This window comes from Catenuloplanes nepalensis, assembly GCF_030811575.1.
In the GTDB taxonomy this organism is placed as follows: Bacteria; Actinomycetota; Actinomycetes; order Mycobacteriales; family Micromonosporaceae; genus Catenuloplanes; species Catenuloplanes nepalensis.
Genome location: NZ_JAUSRA010000001.1, coordinates 9,048,290 through 9,064,930, shown reverse-complemented (window position 1 = coordinate 9,064,930; position 16,641 = coordinate 9,048,290). Strand labels below are relative to the sequence as shown.

Sequence of the window (16,641 nt, the reverse complement as noted above, 5' to 3'; positions counted from 1 at the left end):
TTTTCGTGCCCGCTCGCGTGGAAATAGATCGTCAGGGCTACCCAACACGAGGGTCGTTTCGGCATGCTTCCTATGAGGGCGATTGCGGAAGTGAACGTGGAGGGTGACGCGTGGCAACCTATCCTTGCGCTTCCTGCGGCCGGCAGATCAACCCCGCGGTGCGCTGCCCCTACTGCGGACACGTGAACACGTTCCAGGAGGAGATCTCCCGGATCGACGCGGCCATGGCCGAGCTGAAGCAGCGCGACATGAAGCTCGCCAAGGAGCGCGCGCAGCTCGCGGCTGACCTGAACACCGCGATGTTCCAGCGCGACACGCTGCGCGCCGCCAACACGGTGCGGGAGAAGGCGCAGGAGAAGGCCCGCACCCAGACCCGGCGCACCCGCCGCCGCCCGGCCCGGCCCGCCGCGTCCCCGCAGGCCGGCGCGCGCACCGCGGTGATGGACGAGCCGCCGCTGCCCCCGCCACCCGGCAGCCGCCCACGGGTGGCCCCGCTGGACGACGACGCGCCCCGGCCGGAGCACGCGGAGACCTCGTCCCGTTCGGTGCAGAACCTCATTCTCGGCCTCGCCTGGCTGGTGCTCGGCACCGCGGCCGTCGTCTTCGTCGCGGTCGCGATCGGCAACGTCGACTCCGTCGCGCGCGTGGTGGTCCTGCTGATCGCGGCGCTGGCCATGCTCGCGCTCGCACCGGTGGTGGAGCGGCGCGGCCTCAGCTCCACCGCGGAGACGATCTCGGCGATCGGCATCGTGCTGGTCCCGCTGGGCGGTTACGCGATCCACGAGGTCCAGGCGTTCGGCGGCAGCGCCGTGTCCGACGAGATCTTCCTGGGCGTGACGTTCGCGGTGACGGCCGGCGTCGCCGCGTTCTACGCCGGCATGACCTCGCTGGCCACCCCGCGCTACGCGATGGTCCTCGCGCTGCAGCCGGTCCTGCCGCTGCTGCTGTCCCAGGCCGCCGGCAACAGCGCCACCGGCTGGGCACTGATCTTCACGCTGGTCGCGCTGCTCGACCTCGCGCTGACCCGGGTGCTGCTCCGCTTCGGCACGCTCGCCCCCACCTGGCCCCGGGGCCGCACGGTCACGGTGCCGCCGCCGCGCCGGTCCGGTGAGCGTCCGGAGGGTGCCGACGAGGAGCCCGACGCGGTGCTGCACGCGGAGACGCCGCAGCGGAGCACGGCACCGCCCTCCGGCCGCTACCTGACGGAGCTGATCTGGGCGCTGTTCGGCGTGGCGGTCGTGGTCGCGCTCCTCTTCGCCACGGTCGCGGTGCTCCGGGCGGGCACGCCGTCCGCGGCGTACCGGTCGGCACTGGTCCTGCTGCTCGCCGCCGGTGCCGGGCTGGCCGGCGCGATGCTGCTGCGCCGCCCCGGCCTGCGCGACCTCGCGACCGGCGCGATGACGCTCGCGGTGATCGGCGCGATCGCCCGGATCGCCGCGGTCGCGGTCCCCGGCCGCGCGCTCGTCGTGATCGCGGCCGCGGTCGCGGTGACCGGCGTCGGCGTCCGGATGCTCCCCGCGCACCTGCGCCGCGGCCCGCAGCTGGCGTCCGCGGTCGCGCTGACCGTGCTGACGCTCGTGGTGGCGATCGCCGCGATCCCGGCCGCGATCGCGCCGGTCCGCGCCGCGCTGCCGCCGTGGGGCACCGACCTGACCGCATACTCGGCCGACCTGGCGGAGTTCGCGAACTTCCCCGACTGGCAGCTGGCGCTGAGCGCGCTGTTCATCACGATCGCGGCCGCGCTGGCGCTGCCCGCGGAGGTCCGCTACGAGAGCGCGGTCGCCGGCGTGGCCGTGACCGCGCTGACCGTGCCCGCGTCGCTTGAGCTGCCCTGGTCGGAGGCGCCCTGGCCGCTGGTGGTCGGCGCGATCGGCATCGGCCTGGCCGGGCTCGCCGCACGCACCCGGAACGGCGCCTACGCGCACGTCATCGCGGCCGCCGTGGTCGGCGTCGCCGGTGCCGGTGCCGCCGTGTCCCGGCCCTGGCTGACCGCGGCCGTGCTCACCGCGCTGGCCGGCGCGGGCGTCATGATCGCGGTCGGCTCGCAGCTGATCCCGCGGGAACGGCTCTTCGCCTGGGTGATCGGCGACTGGGCCCGGGGCGGCGCCGCGTTCGCGTTCCCCGGCGCGGTCGCGTCCGCCGTGGCCGCGGTCTCCGCGACCGACGCGCCCGGCGACACGCTGCCGATCCTGGCCGCCAGCTTCCTCGCCGTGTCGGTCACGCTCGGCTACGCCGCGGTCAACCAGGTCGCGCAGCGCGCGATCAGCCTGCCGGTCACCATCGGCGCCGGGCTCGGCGCGCTCGCGGTCGCCGCGGCCAGCTTCGGTGCCGAGCACACCTCGCCAGCGGACGTGCTGGTCGGCGCGCTGCTGCTGGTCGCGGCCGTGCTGCTGTTCCTCACCCCGCAGATAGACTCCGGCCGCCGGTCCGACATGGTGCTGGACGGCGCGGACGTCGCCGCGGCCGCCGCCACCGTCGCGGTGATCGGCGCGCTCGCCCGGGTCGGCGCGATCGCGTTCCCGGACTCCCAGCTGGCCGTGGCCGCGCTGATGGTGCTGATCATCGCGGCCGGTGCCTGGCTGCTGCCGGCCGACTGGCGGCGCGGCCCGACCGCGGGCGTCACCGTGGCCGGCGCGGTCGTCGCCGCGATCGCCGGCTACCTCGCGATCGGCGCCGGCCTGCGCGCGCTCGCGGTGTCCGGCTCGCTCTGGGACGCGGACCTCACCTCGTGGACCCCGTCCCCCTCCACCGGCGGCGCCGAGGTGCCGATCGCGCTGCTCATGCTCGCGGGCGCGGCGGCGCTCGCACTGAACCGGCCGTTGGCCTACAACGCGGCCGCCGGCTGCGTCGCGCTCGCCACCGTCGCCACGCCGGCCGCGCTCGGCTGGCCCTGGTGGTCGCCGATCGTGGTCGGTGGCCTGGTCGCGCTCGTCTACGGCGTCGCGGCCGTGCTGACCACGGTCCCCTCCGCCGGTTACGCCCGGTTCGCCGCCGCGGTCGTGGTCTCGCTGCACGCCGCGGCCGTCAGCGTGGTCCGGCCGTGGACCACCGCGGCCGCGCTCGCCATGATCGCGGCGATCTGCGTGCTGGTGGCCACGCTCGCCAGCGACCAGGGCCCACTCGCCCGGCGGGTCCGGGCCGCGCGTGCCGGTGGCGGCGACCTGGAGGCCGGGCGCATCGAGCTGCCCCGGCACCTGGCCCTGATCGGCGGCGCCGGTGCCGGCGGCGTGCTGCTGGCCGTGCCGGGCGTCTTCGCCGCGACCGCCGCGCACCTCGGCCGGAACGTCGACGTGGTGCTGCTGTCCGCGCTGGCCGGGTCCGCGCTCGGGCTGGCCGTGCTGGCCACGATCGCGCGCGACATCCCGCAGTACCTGCCGTACACGTCGATCGGCGTCACCGCCGGTGCCACGCTCACCGCGCTGGCGTCGCTGCCGACCGACCACCCGGCCGCGCTCTACGCCGCCGCGGCCGCGCTGCTCGGCGTGCTCGCGGAGCTGCTGCGTGGCGGCACCAACCCGCCCGCGCGCGTGGTCACCACGGCGCAGCGGTGGTCGCCGAGCGCGAGCGGCCGGTTCCAGGACATCTTCAGCCGGGCGATGACGGTCAGCCGCCGGTGGACGGTCAGCCCCGCGATGGGCGCGCTCTACGCGGGCGCGATCCCGGCGATCATCGCGCTGGTGCTGATCCTGCCGTACCTGGTGGCCGCGCTGGTCACGCCGTACCAGCAGCTGCAGTTGATCTGGGGTGGCCCGGTGGAGGCGCTGCTCGACCCGCTGCCGGACCGGCCGCTGGACGGCACCAGCGTGCTGGCCGCGCTGCTGCTCACCGGCGTCGCCACGCTCGCGGCGCTCGGCTTCAGCGGCAACCGGCCGCTGCTGTCCGTGCCGGTGATCCTGCCCGGCCTCGCGGCGACGATCCTGATCACGCCGATCGCGCTGGACTACAACTGGCCGACCTCGACCACGGCCGCGCTCGCGGTCTTCACCATCTCGATGCTCGGGCTCGCGCTCACGCCCACGCTCTACACCGCCGCGGCGCGCCCGCTGCGGGCGTCGCGCATCCTCGTCTTCGTCATCGGCATGCTGGCCGGCGGTGCCGGGCTCGCCGGTGCGCTCGCCACCCGGCCGCTCACGCTCTTCACGCTCGGCGCCGCGGTCGGCGTCGGCCTGGTCGCCGCGCTCGGCGGGCGGGTCGAGATCGCCCGCATCCTCGGCTGGCTGTTCGCCGCGATCATGGCGCAGCTGTTCGTGGTGACGCTGGTGCTCACCGCGGGCCAGGACCGCTACTGGGCCGCGTTCGGCGTGCTCGCGGTCGGTGCCGGCCTGCTGATCGCCAGCGCGATGCTGCCGCGCCTGCGCGACCCGGAGGCGGTCCGCGAGGCGTACGCGGTCGAGTGGACCGGTTACGCCGCCGCGGTGCTGGCGATCACGCTCGCGTTCGACTCCGCACCGCACGTCGCCGCGCTGCTGGCCGCGTGGGGAGCGGTGCTCGGCCTGGCGTCCAGCCGGCCGCGCGCCGAATCGGAGCGGCGAATGCTGTTCTGGATCTCGGTCGGCCTGGAGGTCGGCGCGTGGCTGCTGCTCATGGTGGTCGCGGACGTGGCGCTCCCGGAGGCGTACACGTTGCCGTTCGCCGCGCTCGCGCTGCTCATCGGCTGGCTCGAGTCGCGCCGCCGCGAGGACCTGAGCAGCTGGTACGCGTACGGACCCGCACTGATCGCCGCGTTCCTGCCCACGCTGGTGCTGGTCATCTCCCGGGAGACCACCGGCGTGCGGCAGGTCGCGCTGCTCATCGGCGCGCTGGCCTGCCTGGTCGTCGGCTCCCGATACCAGCAGCAGGCGCCGCTGGTCATCGGCGCGGTGGTCACCACGATCGCCACGCTGCACTTCGTCATCACACTGGTCAGCGCCTGGCTCGTCCTGGTGCCGATCGGTCTGCTGCTGCTCGTCCTCGGCGCCACGAACGAGAACCGGCGCCGGGCACTGGCCTTCCGCGGCAACATCGGCCGCATGCGGTAGGCGAAATTCAAGGACAACTTCATATTCCCGCTTCCGGCTGGGCACGTTCCCAGAGCTCCCGCGGGCACCGGTCGGCCGCGGGCGGCCTCCCTGCCGGATCCGTTGTGGTCGCGAAGAGCCCGCGAGTGCGCAGCCGGGCACGTCCCGGCCGCGGAACCGTACACACGAATCTCGATCGGGGAAATCCCGCCGGAACGCCGGCACGAGGACTAAATTTCGGATAGCTCATCGGGTCCCGGCGCGAAGGAAGGAGGCGCGATGCTCGACCAGATCAGCGCGGATCAGGACCTCGACTCGCGCGCGGAACACTACGTCCGGGCCCGCGCGGCCGCGGACGAGGCCGGGCGACGCCGGCTGCGCGACGAGTTCATCCGCGACTCTCTGCCGTTCGCCGGCCGCCTGGCCAGCCGCTACTACGGCCGCGGCGAACCGGCTGAGGACCTCGACCAGGTCGCCCGGATCGGCCTGGTCAAGACCGTCGATCGGTACGACGCGGATCGCGGCTCGTTCACCGCGTTCGCCGTGGTCACCATCCGCGGCGAGCTGCGCCGGCACTTCCGGGACCACACCTGGGGCGTGCACGTCCCGCGCCGCATGCAGGACCTCGGCCTGGATCTGAACCGCGCGACCGGCACGCTCGCCGCCCGGTTCGCGCGCGTGCCCACCGACGACGAGCTGGCCTGCTTCCTCGGCGTCGGCGAGGCGGACGTGCGGGACGCGCGCACGTCCCTCGCCGCGTACCTGCCGGTCTCGCTCAACCGGCAGCTCGACTCGGGCGAGGACGTCGAGTTCGGCGACCTGGTCGGCGCGCCGGACCCGTCGCTGGCCGCGGTCGACGACCGGGCCGCGATGACCCGGCTGCTGCTGCGCATGCCGCAACGGGACCGCCGGCTGCTCGCGCTGCGCTACTGGGGCAACCTGACCCAGGCGGAGATCGCCGAGCAGTTCGGCGTCTCGCAGATGCAGGTCTCCCGGCTTCTCGCCCGCGCGCTCGCCTGGCTGCGAACCGCGCTGCTCAGCGACGCCGTGCCACCGTGGCCGGGCACGACGGACGAGCCGGAGGTCCGGGTCGTGCTGCACAGCGGGCCGGGCCGGGCCCGGCACGCCCGGGTCTACGGCGAGGTCGACCGGGACAACGCGGCCGAGCTGCGCGCGCGCCTCCTCGCCGCGCTGTGCGCGGGCCGGCCGAGCACGCTGGTGGTGGACCTGGCCGGCGTGCCGTCGATGGACGCGGCCGGCCTGAGCGCGCTGGTCGCCGTGCACACCGCCGCGCACGGCCGCGGGGTGCGGCTGCGGGTCGCCGGCACCGCGCCGCATCTGGCCCAGCTGATGGCCGCGACCGGCCTCGACTTCCTGCTCCGCCCGGCCGAGACGGGACCGGGCGCGGGCGGCAGCGCGTCGTGACCGACCGCGCTACCGGAGCGCGAGCGCGGCCCAGACGGCCTTGCCGTCCGCGGCCGGCAGCCAGCCCCAGTGGGTCGCGGTCGCGTTGATCAGTGCGAGCCCGGATCCGGGGCGGAACGGGGGCAGCACCGGATCGGGCGGCTCGGACACACCGTCCCGCACGGCCACGTAGAGGAACCGAGGCCGCAGCGACACCCGCAACGTCATCATCGTCCCGGCGTGATCGATCACGTTCGCCACCATCTCGCCCGCGACCACCGAGGCCGGCGCGACCAGCTGCGGCAGCGACCACCGCATGCACGCGTCCGTGACCACGTCGCGCGCGTGCCGGGACGCGCCGCGGATCGGGAGCAGGTCGTCCGAGACCATCAGCATCCCGGAATCGCCGGCGTCGAGCAGCGACCGTGCCTCGTCCAGGCCGGCCACCATCGTCAACTTGCCGAACCCGCCGCCGGCCAGCAGCTCGGCCACGGCCGGCGCCGGCGCGCAGAGCAGCACCGGCGTGCCCGGCCAGGTCGCCGCCTGCCGGACCACCGCGGTGAACACGGTCAGCGCGGACGGCTCCGGCACCCGCATCCCGGACAGGTCGACGAGCAGCGCCTCCGGCTGTTCCGCGAGGCACTTGAGCAGGGCGGTCCGCAGGCGGCCGGCCTCGTTCACGGACAGCTCGCCGCACACCGTCACCACGATGCGGCTATCGCCCGGATCGACGGTCCACGTCAGCACGGCCGCACCTTCCGTATGGGAGCACGGCTGAATACCCGCCCGGTGGCATCCGAACCCCTACTCCTCCATGACGAGGATGGCGCCGACCGGCACCCCGTCGTCGAGCATGGGACTGCACGCTACTCGCACCGCGAGGTGCCGTCCACGACGGTTGACCGCCTCCAGCCGCATCTCACCCGGCTCGGTCTCGCCGCCGAGTGACTGCCGGATCAACGGGCGCAGCCGGTCGACCGGCAGCCCGATGTCGAGGTTGAGCAGATGCTCGCCGACCGCCTCGTGCGAGCGCAGGCCCCACAGGTCCTCCGCCCGCCGGTTCCAGGCGCGGATCTTCAGGCTCTGGTCGACCACCACGATGCCGGCGCGCAGGTGTGACAGGACCGCGTCCAGGAACGCGTTCGCGCCGTCCAGCTCCGCGGTGCTCAGGCGCAGCCGCTCGTTGCTGTTCTGCAGCTCGCCGTTGGTGGACTCCAGCTTCTCGTTGGTGGACTCCAGCTCCTCGTTCGTCGTCTCCAGTTCCTCGTTCGTGGACTGGAGCTCCTCGTTCGTCGTCTCCAGCTCCTCGACCGTCGACTGGAGCTCCTCGTTCGTCGTCTCCAGCTCCTCGTTCGTGGACTGCAACTCCTCGTACGCGGTCGCAAGCTCCCGGTTCGCGGTCTCCAGGTCGTCGTGCAACTTCCGCGCCGCGGTCACGTCCTGGAAGACCACCGCCACCCCGATCGGGTCCGCCGCGCCCTCTCGCAGCGGCGTGACCTGCACCTCGAAGTATGTCGAGTGGTGCCGCACGTCCTTCAGGCCCACGGTCCGGCGCTCGGTCAGCGCCTGCTCGATGTAGGGGCGCAGCTCCACCGGCCGGTACGAGACGTCCAGGTCCTGGAACGGCCGTCCCACGTCCCGCACGGACACCCCGAACAGCCGCTCGGCCTGCTGGTTGCTGAGCGCGACCAGCCCGTCCGGGGTGACCACGATCTGCGCGACCGGGCTGGCCAGCATCGCGGCGTTGCGCAGCTGGTCGACCCCGGCCCGGCCGTCCGCGCCGCGTGGGACCGGCGGCTGCCAGCCACCCGCCGACGACGACCCGGACGCGGCCCGCGGCGTCCGCCGGAAGATCCGGTGCTTGATGTCGGTCGGCAGGAACAGCGCGTCGTGATGCCGCAGCGTCTCGGCCCGGCCGAGGAACAGCGTGCCACCGTCGGCGAGCGCGAAGTGGAACCGGGCCAGGATTCGCGCCTGCGTCTCCGGCGTGAAGTACATCAGCGTGTTCCGGCAGGTCAGCACGTCGATCCGGGAGATCGGCGCGTCCTGGACCAGATCGTTGCGCCCGAAGATCACCGTCCGCCGCAGGTCCGGCCGGAACTGGTAGCGCTGCCCGGCCGCCTCGAAGTACTTCGCGACCAGCTCCGGCGGCACCGACGCGATCGCGGTCGCGTCGTAGGTGGCGTGCCGCGCCTCGGTCAGCTGCTCCTCGTCCACGTCAGTGGCGTAGATCTTCACCCGGTCACGCATCTGCTCCACGCCGAGCACCTCGCCGAGCAGGATCGCCAGCGTGTAGGCCTCCTCGCCGGACGCGCACCCGGTGCTCCACAGCCGGATCGGCGCGTCCGGGCCCTTCGCCGCGACCAGCGGTTCCAGCACGGACCGGCGCAGGCTGTCCCACGCCTCCGGATCCCGGAAGAACGAGGTCACGTTGATCAGGATGGTGTTGAACAACGCGGTGAACTCGTCCGGGTACACCTGGAGGTGGTCGACGTAGTCGGCGTACTCGGTGATCTCCAGTGCTGCCATCCGCCGGCCGACCCGGCGCACCAGGCTCGACCGCTTGTAGCCGGTGAAGTCGAAGCCGCGTGCCTCCTTCAGATGGATCAGCAGCTCCTCGAACTGCCGCTCGGCCTGGTCCATAGCACGCCTCTCCTCCAGCCGATACGCAAAGCTACCGCACCTGAGTGCGTCAGCCCGCGCGCCGTAGCGTCCAGGAGGGGATCACGCCGTACACCGCGCGGTACTGCGCGGTGAACCTGCTGTGGTCGGCGAAGCCCCAGCGGCTCGCGATCGCCATCACCGTCGTGTCGCGCGGGTCCGCGGCGAGCAGGTCACGGTGCGCGTGCGCGAGCCGGACCCGGCGCAGGTATCCGCGCGGCGTGGTGTCGAGGTGGCGGCGGAACGCCAGCTGGATGGCCCGGATGGAGACGTGCGCGACGGACGCGATGTCGGCCGGGCTGATGTCACGGTGCGCATTGTCGTCGATGAACGCCACCGCCCGCCGCAGCGGCACCGGATGCGCGTCCCGCCGGTCCTCGATGGTCGGCTCGTCCGGCCCGTCGTGCGGGAACACCGCCAGCGCGGTCGCCGCGAGCAGACGGGCCATGCTGCCCGCGACCAGCGGCTCGGCGACCGCCTCCGGCGCGGCGGCGACGCAGCCGAGCACGTAGTCGTAGGTGGTGCTCCAGAGCCAGGCCGACCGCGCGGGCACCGGCACGTTCGCGGCGAACCGGATCGGGTGGGCGGCCCGGCCGGGCGCACCGTCCGCGACCTCGGCGACCAGTCCCGGCTCGAGCACGGCCAGCTCCAGGTCCGCGTCCTCCAGGGCGGCCCGGTGCGGCTCGCCGGGCTGGACAGCGGTGAACACCTCGCCCGGTCTGCCGTACACCCGGACCGGGCCTCTGGTCCGGAACGCGATGTGCCCGCCGGCGACCCGGCCGAAGATGAGCGTCTGCTGTGGCGCGCTGTCGACGTCGATGCTCATCCGGAACGAGTTGCGGTGCAGCTGGGCGGCGCCGAGCGCATAGTGGCCGAACCGGGCGTGGTGCTCGCCGTTGGTGACGCGCAGGCGCAGCCGTCCGTAGGCACGGCAGAGGAACTCGTGCGCCGCATCGACGTCGGTGGTCTGGAACACGGTCGCCATGGGGATCTCCGGCTTCTCCCACCGTGCGGCTCGGTTATCCGATAAACGAGCCCGACGGCCGCGAAGCACTGCCTCACGTGCGCCGGCATCCGTTCGGGTGAGGAGAGGACTTCGTTTCCGGCACATCCGCGTGCCCGGCGGTCGTTTCGCGCGCTAGCGCCGGTCGGCTGGGCCGGTCAGCATCAGACCGTGACCGGAACACACATCCTCGTTCGCGGGCCCGCCCGCCTGGAGGCGGTCGGCGAGTTCGACCACGACAACCGACACCAGATCGTCGCCGCGGTGTGGCAGGTGATCGCCGACGGGCACCCGCACATCACGATCGACTTCGGTGCCGTCACGCTGATCGACGCCAGCACGGTCCGGGCGCTGCTGGCCTGCCGGCACCTGGCCGTCGCGCACGGCGGCGGCCTGCGCATCCTGCGCGCGAACGGCGTGGTCGAGTTCGTGCTGGACACGACCGGCGCCGCGGCCGCGCTCGGTCTCCGGCCTGCCCAGAACACGCCCTAGCCGAGGGACGCACGCAGCTTCGCGTCCTTCTCCGCCACCATCTCGGTCAGCGCGGCCTGGAACTCGGTCACCTTCGCCTGCAGCGCCGGGTCGGAGGCGGCCAGGATGCGCACCGCGAGCAGGCCCGCGTTGCGCGCGCCCGCGATCGACACGGTCGCGACCGGGATGCCGGACGGCATCTGCACGATCGACATCAGCGAGTCCATGCCGTCGAGGTGTTTCAGCGGCACCGGCACGCCGATCACCGGCAGCGGCGTCGCGGACGCGACCATGCCGGGCAGGTGGGCGGCGCCGCCCGCACCCGCGATGATCACCTGGAGGCCGCGTCCGGCCGCGCCGGTGGCGTAGTCGAGCATGCCCTGCGGCGTGCGGTGCGCGGAGATCACCCGGACCTCGTGCGCGACGCCGAACTCGTCCAGCGCCTCGGCCGCGGCCTTCATGACCGGCCAGTCCGAGTCCGAACCCATGATCACGCCAACGCTTACCATTGTCCCTCTTGCAGCCACTTGGCGGCACGGACGGCCCGCGCCCGTACCGAAGTCATGTCGGAACCCAGCGCGGTCACGTGCCCGATCTTGCGGCCGGGGCGGACCTGCTTGCCGTACAGGTGAACCTTGATCCCTGGATCTTCGGCGAACAGGTGGTGCAGCCGCTCGTCGATGCTCATGCCACCGGGTTCGCCACCGAGCAGGTTCGCCATCACCACGGCCGGTGCGGCGAGCGACGTCTCGCCCAGCGGATAGTCCAGCACCGCGCGCAGGTGCTGCTCGAACTGCGACGTCCGCGCGCCCTCGATCGTCCAGTGACCGGAGTTGTGCGGGCGCATCGCCAGCTCGTTGACCAGCAAGCCGTCCGCGGTCTCGAACAACTCGACCGCGAGCAGGCCGACCACGCCGAGCTGCTTCGCGACGCCTATCGCCAACTCCTGCGCGGCCACGGCCAGCTCCTCGGAGAGGTCCGGCGCCGGGGCCAGCACCTCCACGCAGATGCCGTCCCGCTGCACGGTCTCGACCACCGGGTACGCCGCGACCTGCCCGAACGGCGACCGCGCGCATAGTACGGCCAGCTCCCGGACCAGCCGCACCCGCTCCTCGACGATCAGCGGTGTGCCGGTCGCGACCAGCGCCGCGGCCTCGTCCGCGTCGGAGAGCGGGAAGACGCCGCGTCCGTCGTAACCACCGCGGGTCGCCTTCGCGATCACCGGCCAGCCGGTCTCGTCGCCGAAGGACACGAGATCATCAAGGCCCTCGACGGTACGCCAGCGCGGCGCCGGAAAACCCAGCTCGGTCAGGCGCGTGCGCATCAGCAGCTTGTCCTGCGCGAACTGCAGCGCGTCCGCACCCGGATGCACCGCGAACCCCTCGGCGGCCAGCGCCCGGATGTGCGCGGACGGCACGTGCTCGTGGTCGAACGTGACCACGTCGCACGACTTCGCGAACTCGCGCAGCGCGGCCAGGTCGGTGTGCTCACCGATCTGGACGTCCGCGGCGACCAGCGCGGCGCCGTCGTCGGGGGACTGTGCCAGCACACGCAGTGACTGGCCGAGGGCGATCGCGGCCTGGTGGGTCATCCGGGCCAGCTGGCCACCGCCCACCATGCCGACAACGGGCAGACCGGTTCGGGTATCCATCTCGCCGATCAGCGTAGCCTGGCCGCCAGCTCCTCCTCCGAGGTGACCGGGCGGTCGCAGACGAAGCCGCGGCACACATAGGCGGTGGACTTTCCATCGAGCATCGGCCGGTCCGCGAGCAGTGGCACACCCGGCTGGTCCGGCAGGCCCGCGACCACCACCGCGCCGGGCGGGGCCAGCTTGCGCGCGGCCGTGACCAGCGGGTCCGTCTCGGGTTCGCCGGTGACCACCGCGATCTCGAACGGCCCGGAGACCAGTGCCTCCGCCGCGGCCAGCGAGTAACCGGCGAACCGCGGATGCCTGTCCGCGATCGGCGCGATCGTGCGCAGCGCCGCCTCGGCCGCGTCCCGGTAGCTCGTCTCGCCGGTCAGCGCGGAGTAGGCGATCAGCGCGTTCGCCATCGCCGACAGCCCGGCCGGGGTGGCGTTGTCGGTCGGGTCCGCCGGCCGGGTGACCAGCTTCTCCGCGTCGTCCGCGGTGTCGAAGAACCCGCCGGCGCCGTTGCCGAAGCGGGCGAGCGCGGTGTCCAGCAGCGCACCGGCGCGCTCCAGCCACTCGCCCTTGCCGGTCAGCTCGTGCATCGCGCAGAACGCCTCGGCCACGCAGCCGTAGTCCTCCAGCACGCCGGCCGGGGTGCCCACCATGCCGTCCCGGGAGACGCGCCGCAGCCGGCCGTCGACCAGGTGCCGCTCGGCCAGCGCCCGGGCGGTCATCAGCGCGCCGCCGTACGCCACCGTGCGCTCGCCCAGCGTCTCCGGATGGCCCTCGGCGGGCTTCTCGGTGCCCTCCAGCGCCATCGCGTAGTGCGCCAGCGCGGTCACCGCCAGCCCGTTCCAGGCCGCCACGATCTTGTCGTCGCGGGCCGGCTGCGGACGGCCCGCGCGCGCCGCGAGCAGACGTTTGCGCACGTCCCGCCAGCGCGCGGTGATCTCCGGGGCCGCGTCGTCGATGTCCCTGGCCAGGACCAGCACGCTCGAGCCGTGCTCGAACGTGCCGCCCGGCGTCACCTGGAACAGGTCGGCGGCCCAGGTGCCGTCGGAGTCGCCGAGCACCTCGCGCAGTTGGTCCGGCGTCCAGGCGTAGGTCAGCCCTTCCACGCCGTCGGTGTCCGCGTCCAGCGCGGACGCGTAACCACCGTCGTCGGTCAGCAGGTCCCGGGCCAGGAACGACACGATCTCGTCCGCGATCCGGCGGGCCAGCGGGTCGCCGGTCAGCCGCCACAGTTCCGCGTAGACGCGCAGCAGCAGCGCGTTGTCGTACAGCATCTTCTCGAAGTGCGGCACGGTCCAGTGCGCGTCGACCGAATACCGCGCGAACCCGCCGGCCAGCTGGTCGTAGATGCCGCCGCGAGCCATCGACTCCGCGGTGTGCCGCACGATCTCCAGCGACCGCGCGTCCCCGGTGCGCTGCCAGTGCCGCAGCAGGAACAGCAGGTTCATGTGCGGCGGGAACTTCGGCGCACCACCGAACCCGCCGGCCCGCTCGTCGTGCTCCGCGGCCAGCCGGGTCGCGGCCGCGTCCAGCAGCTCCGCGGAGATCGGCGCGGTCGGCCCGCCGGCCAGTTGCGCGCCGCCGATCGCGGTGACGACGGCCGCGCCCTGCTTGACCACGTCGTCCCGCTGCTCCCGCCACGCCTTGGTCACCGACGTCAGGAGCCCGGCGAACGTGGGCCGCGGGTAGTAGGTGCCGCAGAAGAACGGATCACCGGACGGCGTGGCGAAGACCGTCATCGGCCAGCCGCCCTGCCCGCTCATCGCCTGCGTGGCGGTCATGTACACCGCGTCGACGTCCGGCCGCTCCTCCCGGTCGACCTTGATCGCCACGAAGCCCTCGTTGACCAGATGCGCGATCGCCTCGTCCTCGAACGACTCGTGCGCCATCACGTGACACCAGTGGCAGGCCGCGTAGCCGACCGAGATCAGCACCGGCACGTCCCGCCGGCGCGCCTCCGCGAACGCCTCCTCGCCCCACGGCCACCAGTCGACCGGATTGTCCTTGTGCTGGAGCAGATAGGGCGAAGTGGCGTCCGCGAGCCGATTCATACCCTCACCCTCCCACAGACCCCAGACCATCAGCGGGTACGCGCTGTGACGCGCTTCACCCGGGCACGGATCTCTCGGACCGGGCGGACCGCTGCCGATCAACGGGGACATGCACCTCTCCCCCCTGCTCGTGCCGGACGGCCCCGCCCCCGCGGCCGGCGCCACGGACGCGCTGCAGCAGGTGCTGCAGGTGGTCCGCCGGCGCCTCGGCATGGACGTCGCGTTCATCGCCGAGTTCGTCGACGACCGGCGCGTCTTCCGCTGGGTGGACGCCGTGGCGCCGATCCCGGGTCTGAGCCCCGGGCTGGGCGATCCGCTGGAGGACACCTTCTGCCAGCGGATCGTGGACGGCAGGCTGGACCGTATCGTGCCGGACACCGCCGCGAACCCGGTGACCGCCCCGCTGCCGTTCACCCGGGGCCTGGGCATCGGCAACTACCTCGGCACGCCGCTGCGGCTGAGCACCGGCGAGGTCTACGGCACGCTGTGCTGCTTCTCCGCCACGCCGGACCGCACGCTGAACGCCCGGGACCTGGACTACCTCGACGACGTGGCGGAGATCGTCACGGTCACGCTGAGCGCGGCGGACGCGTCCCGCAGGGAACAGGCGCGGATCCGCGGCTGCCTGGCCGAGCTGGAACGCAACGGCGGCCCGGTCGTGGTGGTCCAGCCGATCGTGGACCTGACCAGTGGCAAGATCGCGGGCTCGGAGGCGCTCAGCCGGTTCCCCACCGGGTCGCCGCTGACCTGGTTCGAGGAGGCGGCCCGGGTCGGCGAGGGCATCGCGCTGGAACGGTCCGCGATCCGCAACGCGCTGGCCGCGAGCCGGGACACGCCGGGCTTCATGTCGCTGAACCTGTCCCCCACCACGATCCTGGCGCCGGGCACGCTCGCGCTCTTCGACGACGTACCACTGGATCGGCTCATCGTCGAACTGACCGAGCAGGAGAAGGTCGACGACCTGACCGACGTGCGGGACGCGCTGGCGCCACTGCGGCGGCGGGGCCTGCGGGTGGCGATCGACGACGTCGGCGCCGGATACGCCGGCCTGAACCGGGTGGTGCAGCTGCGCCCGGACATCATCAAGCTCGACATCGGTCTGGTCCGCGGCATCGAGGGCGACGAGATCCGGCAGGCGCTGAGCCGTGCCCTGATCTCGTTCGCCCAGGGCAGCGGCTCAAAGGTCATCGCCGAGGGCGTCGAGACCGCTGGTGAGCTGCGCATCCTGCGCGCGCTCGGCGCCGATTACGGCCAGGGCTGGCTCTTCTCCCGCCCGTGCCCGCCGGCCCAGCTTACCGACGCCGTCGTCTTCGACCTGGACGGCCTGTAACCCTTCTCGCACCCCCGCATGCAGACGAAGGGTCGTCCCCGCCATGGCCTACCTGTTCCTCGCCACCGCGATCGGCGCCGAGATAGTCGGCACCAGCCTGCTCAAATCCACCGACGGCTTCACCCGGCTCTGGCCCACGGTCCTGGTCACGGCCTGCTACGTCACCTCGTTCTGGGCGCTCTCCCGCACGGTCCAGACGATCCCGGTGGGCGTCACCTACGCCATCTGGTCCGGCGTCGGCACCGCCGCGATCGCCGCGATCGGCGCCGCCTTCCTCGGCGAGCCGCTGAGCCTCACCAAGGTCGCCGGCATCGGCCTGGTCATCGCCGGCGTCGTCACCCTCAACCTCGGCGGCGCCCACTGACCCACCCGGATCGGGCGGCCGCTGGTCGCCCGCGAATCGGAAAGGGGCGGCGGGACGCGGCCTCCTCGTCCCGCCACCCCGTCACTGGAGGATGTGCGGCCCCGTCGGTCGAGACGAGCCAAAGCCTGCCGGCCTCAGCTCACGACCACTCGCTGCCGTTGTGCGTGGTAACCACCATGACGGCCCTTCTTTCCTCGAACGTTTGTTCTAGCCTACGACTCGGGTACGACATTTTCCGGCGCCGGCGAGCGAGGGGCGGCGCGCCTTTCCCGGGTGCACACCACCCCGTGACGACGCTGGTCCGAACGGTCGCGCGCACCGCTCGGCAGGTCGTCAGGATCTCTTCGAATGGTGACTCATCGCGGCAAGTCACCGGTGACGCTCGCGTGCCGCAATAGCCGGATAAATCCAGCCAACTCGCGAGTTCCTGCCCCAATCCTCCGCGATTCGGATCACCCCCGGCAACGCAATTACCGGCCTCCCGCCCAGGCCGCCAACGCCACACCGGCGCCACCGCACTACCGCGCCCCACCCGGTCCCCATGAATCGCAACCCCACCCCTGAGCGATCAATCAGCGGTACGAAGAGGAGATCATCCGGCCGCGAGAACGACCTCCTTTTCGGGCCCTGGAGGCTTATTCAGCGCCGCCTCGTCAGGCCGCCCGGACTGCGGCAACGCGGTGCCGGTTCGCTGCGCTGAACAAGTCTCAAAGAGGTT

General features: G+C 72.9%; 11 protein-coding genes. 5 read left to right on the top strand and 6 right to left on the bottom strand.

The features are described from left to right. Positions 1-110: 110 nt before the first annotated feature. Positions 111-5,018: an SCO7613 C-terminal domain-containing membrane protein gene (locus tag J2S43_RS39515; RefSeq protein WP_306838278.1), complete on the top strand. Its 4,908-nt coding sequence runs from the start codon at positions 111-113 to the stop codon at positions 5,016-5,018. 258 nt (positions 5,019-5,276) lie between these two features. Next, positions 5,277-6,422, top strand: a complete 1,146-nt coding sequence (locus J2S43_RS39510; RefSeq protein ID WP_306838276.1) for a sigma-70 family RNA polymerase sigma factor — start codon at positions 5,277-5,279, stop codon at positions 6,420-6,422. Positions 6,423-6,431: 9 nt separating this feature from the next. Here the strand turns inward: J2S43_RS39510 and J2S43_RS39505 are convergent, their stop codons facing one another. From J2S43_RS39505 to J2S43_RS39495, 3 genes are read right to left on the bottom strand one after another with little or no spacing between them, the layout of a single operon-like run. Continuing rightward, the gene (locus J2S43_RS39505) at positions 6,432-7,148 is read right to left on the bottom strand and encodes an STAS domain-containing protein (protein ID WP_306838274.1); all 717 of its coding nucleotides are present in this window, start codon (positions 7,146-7,148) and stop codon (positions 6,432-6,434) included. Positions 7,149-7,205: 57 nt separating this feature from the next. Continuing rightward, positions 7,206-9,044 (bottom strand): CheR family methyltransferase, encoded by a 1,839-nt coding sequence (locus J2S43_RS39500; RefSeq protein WP_306838271.1) that lies wholly within the window; start codon positions 9,042-9,044, stop codon positions 7,206-7,208. 49 nt (positions 9,045-9,093) lie between these two features. Further along, positions 9,094-10,047, bottom strand: a complete 954-nt coding sequence (locus J2S43_RS39495; protein WP_306838269.1) for a helix-turn-helix transcriptional regulator — start codon at positions 10,045-10,047, stop codon at positions 9,094-9,096. A 189-nt stretch (positions 10,048-10,236) separates the two neighbouring features. Between J2S43_RS39495 and J2S43_RS39490 the strand changes: the two genes are divergently transcribed. Next, positions 10,237-10,557 (top strand): STAS domain-containing protein, encoded by a 321-nt coding sequence (locus J2S43_RS39490; protein ID WP_306838267.1) that lies wholly within the window; start codon positions 10,237-10,239, stop codon positions 10,555-10,557. Here the strand turns inward: J2S43_RS39490 and purE are convergent. Genes purE through J2S43_RS39475 form a run of 3 tightly spaced genes read right to left on the bottom strand, consistent with a single transcriptional unit; the run spans position 10,554 to position 14,229 of the window. Beyond that, a complete protein-coding gene (gene purE, locus J2S43_RS39485; protein ID WP_306838265.1) occupies positions 10,554-11,045 on the bottom strand; it encodes a 5-(carboxyamino)imidazole ribonucleotide mutase in 492 nt (163 codons plus the stop codon). The two genes, J2S43_RS39490 and purE, sit on opposite strands and share 4 nt — an antisense overlap. Then, positions 11,039-12,187, bottom strand: a complete 1,149-nt coding sequence (locus J2S43_RS39480; protein ID WP_306838263.1) for a 5-(carboxyamino)imidazole ribonucleotide synthase — start codon at positions 12,185-12,187, stop codon at positions 11,039-11,041. The genes purE and J2S43_RS39480 overlap by 7 nt, the downstream gene beginning before the upstream one ends. Before the next feature lie 8 nt (positions 12,188-12,195). Beyond that, positions 12,196-14,229 (bottom strand): thioredoxin domain-containing protein, encoded by a 2,034-nt coding sequence (locus J2S43_RS39475; RefSeq protein WP_306838261.1) that lies wholly within the window; start codon positions 14,227-14,229, stop codon positions 12,196-12,198. A 109-nt stretch (positions 14,230-14,338) separates the two neighbouring features. Between J2S43_RS39475 and J2S43_RS39470 the strand changes: the two genes are divergently transcribed. Both J2S43_RS39470 and J2S43_RS39465 read left to right on the top strand, forming a co-directional pair. Beyond that, positions 14,339-15,559, top strand: a complete 1,221-nt coding sequence (locus J2S43_RS39470) for a sensor domain-containing phosphodiesterase (RefSeq protein ID WP_306838259.1) — start codon at positions 14,339-14,341, stop codon at positions 15,557-15,559. Between the two features lie 43 nt (positions 15,560-15,602). Continuing rightward, positions 15,603-15,923: a DMT family transporter gene (locus tag J2S43_RS39465; RefSeq protein WP_306838257.1), complete on the top strand. Its 321-nt coding sequence runs from the start codon at positions 15,603-15,605 to the stop codon at positions 15,921-15,923. Positions 15,924-16,641 lie beyond the last annotated feature (718 nt).